Here is a 4,962-nt window from a genome sequence, read left to right as displayed (position 1 = left end):
AAAAAATATATTGAAAATTATTATAAAAAAGATTTAAATGAATTAACACAACAGCATTTTTACCAATCACTTGGGGCAAACAGAACAACTTACTTGCCTTTAGAAAAGTTTTCAAAAATTAATATTGTACCAACTGAAAAAGATGACTATTATCGTAATCAATTAGTACATGGATATGTACACGATATGGGAGCTGCAATGCAAGGAGGTATTGGAGGTCACGCAGGTTTATTTTCAAACTCTAATGATGTAGCTAAAATAATGCAGTTGTATTTGCAAAAAGGGTTTTATGGAGGAAAGAGGTATTTTTTACCCAAAACGATGGATAAATTTAATCATCGATATTATGGTGATAAAAAAGTAAGAAAAGGTATTGGTTTTGATAAGCCTCAACTAAAAGAAATAGAAAAAGCTACTTGTGGTTGTGTTTCTGAACTAAGTTTTGGTCACAGTGGTTTTACGGGAACTTACACTTGGGCAGATCCAGAATCGGAGATAGTATATGTGTTTTTATCTAATAGAGTTTTTCCTAAAATGGACAATAAAGGATTGATAAGATACAATATTAGAACTCAAATTCAGCAGTTTATACAAGATGCAATTATAGATTAATTGTTATTGTTTTTGTAGAAATAACCCCTAATAAAATGCAACTTACCAAGTAAATTAAAGCATATTTTAAATTGAAAAAGTAATAAACTATTGCAGTTTGAATTAAATAAAATAAAGGGAATAAAGTTGTTATTAATGCAAACCTAAAAGTATTTGTAAAAACGATATCACTAATAGATGGTTTTAAATATTTCCAAATTAATAAAGGAAATATACTGTTCAGTTTTGCAATTAAATGAATAGGAGTAAACCAATTAAAATTCCTTTTTTTTGAAATTATTTCAAAAGTATCTAATTCAATATTTTCAACCATTTTGTTAACCTCATCAAGATTAGTATAATTAACTTTAAGGGCATTTAATTTAGCGATAATTTTATCGTAATTATTTGAATCTTCAATATTTAGTGTTAGTTCTTTTAAAGCCAAAGAAACTTTATTAATAATTTTAGAAAACCTAACATCTGGATTTTTAGTATCAATAAAATCATTTGCTAAAATCGGTTTTCCATAGTGAATGGAAACACTACTAGGGAAATTTAAATGAGAATCATAATTGAAACCAACAGGTACAATTTGAATTTCTAAATCGGGGTATTTTTGAAGTGTACCTAAAATAATACGAGCAAATCCTTTTTTTAACGGACGAATTTGGCGTTTTAAATCATGATTTCCTTCAGCAAATATTTCAACAGCGCCTTCTTCATTTAAAATTTCGAAACATTGTTCAAAACTATAAATGTTTTTTTCGATAGTGCGAATACCATCTCTTATTCTATAGACAGGTATCATATTTAGCGATTTTAAAAACTTTTCAATAAAACCCTTTTTAAAGGCGCTTGCTCTTGTTAAAAAATGAATGTTTCTGCTTGTCGTTATTGGAATTAAAATGGCATCAATCAACGCATTTTGATGATTTCCAATGAAGAGTACGGCACCATTTTTAGGTATGTTTTCTTGACCAAAAACTGAAATTTTTTTATGAAGAAAGTAGAGTCCTACTTTTAAATAAGCTCTCATAATGTTATACCAAAGATTCTTCATTTTTTTACTTTTTGTTTAGACCAATAGCTAGCCAAAGCTAATCCAGAAAAAATATCCCAAATTGCCCAAAAAGCAACGAGTAACATCATACCTCCAAGTCCGTCAAAAAAACTAAAAATTAATAATAGCCCTAAACCAGAATTTTGAATTCCGGTTTCTATTGCTAATGTTTTTTGATTCTTGTAAGAAAGTTTCATTGCTTTTGCAAAATAAAATCCGGTAAGTAAAGCTAAAATATTATGAGCAATTACTAAAATAAGTACGTAATGTACATAATTAATAAAAATATTGAAATTATCATAAAATGCAATAACTATAAAAAGCATGAATATAACTAAAGAAACAGGTTTTAAGATTTTAGCTAATTTATCAGCTAATTTATATTTATATTTTCGTACCCACATACCAAGTATAAGTGGTATTCCCAATATTAGTGTAACTAATTTAACTAATTCCCAGGCGTTTAACTCTATATTTTGAAGGATTTGTGCTGTTGGGGCGTATAAATTTCCATAAAAATGGAGGTTAAAAGGTGTCATTACTAAAGAAACTAAAGTAGCAAATGCTGTTAAACTAACAGATAATGCAGCATTTCCTTTTGCCATTTGTGTCATGAAATTAGAAATATTTCCTCCAGGACAAGCGGCGACCATCATCATTCCTAATGCTATGCTAGGCATTGGATTCACTAATTTTATAAAAAAAAATGTTACCAACGGAAGTAATATGAACTGAGAAATAATTCCTGTAAATAATATTTTTGGGGATTTAAAAAGAAGTTTAAAATCATTTATTGAAATACCAAGAGCAACTCCAAACATGATAAGTGCTAATGTGATGTTTAACACCCAAAGGCCTTCTGTATTAAAATTTATTTTTAGTGAATCTAAGTTTTCCTGCATATTAGTTTTTAAAAGCGTATTCTACAATATTAGCACCCATTTTTAACGCTTTTTCACGTGTTTCAAAGTTATCTTGGTGTACTTCTTCATCTTCCCAACCATCACTTAAATCCGATTCATAATCATAAAAACAAATTAATCTTCCATTGTGAAATAATCCAAAACCTTGTGGAGGTTTATTGTCATGCTCATGAATTTTGGGCACACCATTTTCAAAGTTAAATGTTTGATGAAAAAGAGGATGATTGTATGGGATTTCTTCAAATTTTAAATTTGGAAATATTTTTTTTAACTCTCTTCTTATATAAGTATCCAATCCGTAATTGTCTGAAATATGTAAAAACCCTCCAGAAATAAGATAATTTTTTAAATTTTCAGCATCATTATCAGAAAACAAAACATTTCCGTGGCCAGACATAAAAACAATTGGGTAATTATAAATATCAATACTGCCAACTTCAACAGTTTCAGGATTTGTTTTTATTGAAGTATTTATATTGTTATTACAAAAAACTATTAAATTGGGTAATGCAGTTGGATTTGCGTACCAATCTCCACCACCGTTGTATTTTAAAATAGCAATTTGTTGTGCTATTGCAAAAGTAAATGGAAAAAGGAAAAAGCCTAAAGTCCAAAGTATTTTCTTAAGAATAATTGATTGAGATGTTATCATTAATTTATTCATTTAAAAAAGCTACGCTATGAACTGCAACTACACCAGCAGTTTCAGTTCGTAAACGGCTTTCTCCCAAAGATACTGGAATAAAGTTATGTTCCAAACTTTGTTGAATTTCTTTGGATGAAAAATCACCTTCTGGACCGATAAGAATGGTAGTTTTAAGCTGTGGTTTCAATTCCGATTTTAATGATTTTTTATCAGTTTCTTCACAATGTGCAATAAATAATTGTCCGTTAAATTCGGAATTTATAAATTGGTTAAAGGTGATAGGTTCGTTCAGTTTTGGGAAATGATATTTTAAAGATTGTTTTGCTGCGGAATGGATTATCTTCTCCATTCTTTCTGTTTTAACTATTTTACGTTCAGAGTGTTCGCAAATAATTGGTGTTATTTCATCAATGCCAATTTCAGTAGCTTTTTCTAAAAACCATTCAAGTCTGTCATTTAATTTTGTTGGCGCAATTGCAATGTGTAAATTGTAATTCCAAGGTTTTTTGTAATCTTCAATATGGTTGATTTTTACCAAACATTTTTTATCATTTGGAATGATCACTTCCGAAGTAAATAATTGCCCAAAGCCGTTGGTAATAAAAATTTTATCACCCTCTTTTTTTCTAAGAACACGAACAATATGCCTACTTTCGGTTTTATCAAAAGTAACTTGTTGCGTGTTGTTTGTTATTTCAGGATTGTAGAATAATTGCATTTAAATTACTTTTTTATAAGTACAGCGTTTTTTAAAAGTTACAGGGTCAAAATTTTTCCATATTGCAGCTATAGCTCTATTACTAGCTAATTCAGGAGTTCTAATGCAATTTTCAATTCCATTAAGTGCACATGAAATTTGAAGTTCTAGAAATAACAACGCATGAATACCTTTACTTTGATGATCTGGATGAACCCCTATTAAATAGAGAATAACTTCTTTACTATTTTTTTTAGCCTTTAATAAATGAAACAATCCAAAAGGTAATAATTTTCCTTTTGCTTTTTGTAGCGCACTAGAAAATGAAGGCATAATAATGGCAAAGGCTATAATTTTGTTATCATTATCAACTACAAATTTTATATATTCCGGATTGATAAATGAGATGTATTTCTTTTTAAAATAGGCTTTTTCAATATCAGAAATTGGTACAAATGAAGGTAAAGAAGCATAACTATCATTAAATAAATCAAACATTTCATCAACATAAGGCATAATGTCTTTTGTTTTTGTGAAATTAAGCGATTTAAGTTGGTAACGTTTTTTAATAATTTCACTTACTCTTTCAAGTGGAGCACGATTAACATTTTTAAATTCAAATTTATTTTCTAAATATTCTTTTTCAATAGTAAACCCTAATTTTTCAAAATGATTTTTATAATATTCATGGTTATACCAAGTTATCATAGTTCCAATATGGTTAAAACCTTCTGTTAAAACACCAACTTTATCAAGGTTTGAAAAGCCAACAGGGCCTTCCATAAAATCTAATTGATGTTGTTTTCCGATTTCTTCAACTTTGTTCAATAGTAATTTTGAAACTTCAAATTCATCAATAAAATCAAACCAACCAAAACGCATTTTTTTTAACTTTTGCTCGTTAATTTCAGTGTAGTTAATAATTGCGGCAATTCTACCAACAATTTCACTGTTTTTAAGAGCTACAAAAAAACGAGCTTCTGCATGTTCAAAAACTGGGTTTTTGGTTTTATCAAATGAATCTAATTCATCATTTATTAAT

General features: G+C 28.6%; 6 protein-coding genes. 1 reads left to right on the top strand and 5 read right to left on the bottom strand.

Annotation, left to right across the window (positions count from 1 at the left end; all coding sequences use genetic code 11):
• On the top strand, nucleotides 1–612 hold a 612-nt coding region (locus Q0352_RS09310), incomplete at its 5' end, for a serine hydrolase (protein WP_299526972.1).
• Here Q0352_RS09310 and Q0352_RS09305 read toward each other — a convergent pair.
• The 5 genes from Q0352_RS09305 to Q0352_RS09285 all read right to left on the bottom strand — a co-directional run.
• The gene (locus Q0352_RS09305) at nucleotides 602–1,654 is read right to left on the bottom strand and encodes a lysophospholipid acyltransferase family protein (RefSeq protein WP_299526970.1); all 1,053 of its coding nucleotides are present in this window, start codon (nucleotides 1,652–1,654) and stop codon (nucleotides 602–604) included. The genes Q0352_RS09310 and Q0352_RS09305 overlap by 11 nt on opposite strands.
• Nucleotides 1,651–2,556, bottom strand: a complete 906-nt coding sequence (locus Q0352_RS09300; protein ID WP_299526968.1) for a bile acid:sodium symporter family protein — start codon at nucleotides 2,554–2,556, stop codon at nucleotides 1,651–1,653. The genes Q0352_RS09305 and Q0352_RS09300 overlap by 4 nt, the downstream gene beginning before the upstream one ends.
• A gap of 1 nt (nucleotide 2,557) precedes the next feature.
• Nucleotides 2,558–3,229 carry a DUF4159 domain-containing protein gene (locus tag Q0352_RS09295; protein WP_299526966.1) on the bottom strand — a complete coding sequence of 224 codons (672 nt, stop codon included), beginning with the start codon at nucleotides 3,227–3,229 and terminating at the stop codon, nucleotides 2,558–2,560.
• Nucleotides 3,230–3,233: 4 nt separating this feature from the next.
• Nucleotides 3,234–3,941, bottom strand: coding sequence for a 16S rRNA (uracil(1498)-N(3))-methyltransferase (locus Q0352_RS09290; protein ID WP_299526964.1), 708 nt, complete (start codon nucleotides 3,939–3,941; stop codon nucleotides 3,234–3,236).
• Nucleotides 3,942–4,962: GNAT family N-acetyltransferase (locus Q0352_RS09285; RefSeq protein WP_299526962.1), on the bottom strand; the 1,021-nt coding region annotated here is incomplete at its 5' end.

Origin of the sequence: uncultured Lutibacter sp. (genome assembly GCF_937891065.1) — a bacterium.
Classification (GTDB): domain Bacteria; phylum Bacteroidota; class Bacteroidia; order Flavobacteriales; family Flavobacteriaceae; genus Lutibacter.
Note: the sequence above shows the minus strand (reverse complement) of the source record. Positions and strands in the feature narration are given on the sequence as shown.

Bases quoted from the DNA above. Each gene is read 5' to 3' on its own strand.
- Q0352_RS09290 (WP_299526964.1), bottom strand. From the start codon at position 3,941: ATGCAATTATTCTACAATCCTGAAATAACAAACAACACGCAACAAGTT.
- Q0352_RS09300 (WP_299526968.1), bottom strand. From the start codon at position 2,556: ATGCAGGAAAACTTAGATTCACTAAAAATAAATTTTAATACAGAAGGC.
- Q0352_RS09305 (WP_299526970.1), bottom strand. From the start codon at position 1,654: ATGAAGAATCTTTGGTATAACATTATGAGAGCTTATTTAAAAGTAGGA.
- Q0352_RS09295 (WP_299526966.1), bottom strand. From the start codon at position 3,229: ATGATAACATCTCAATCAATTATTCTTAAGAAAATACTTTGGACTTTA.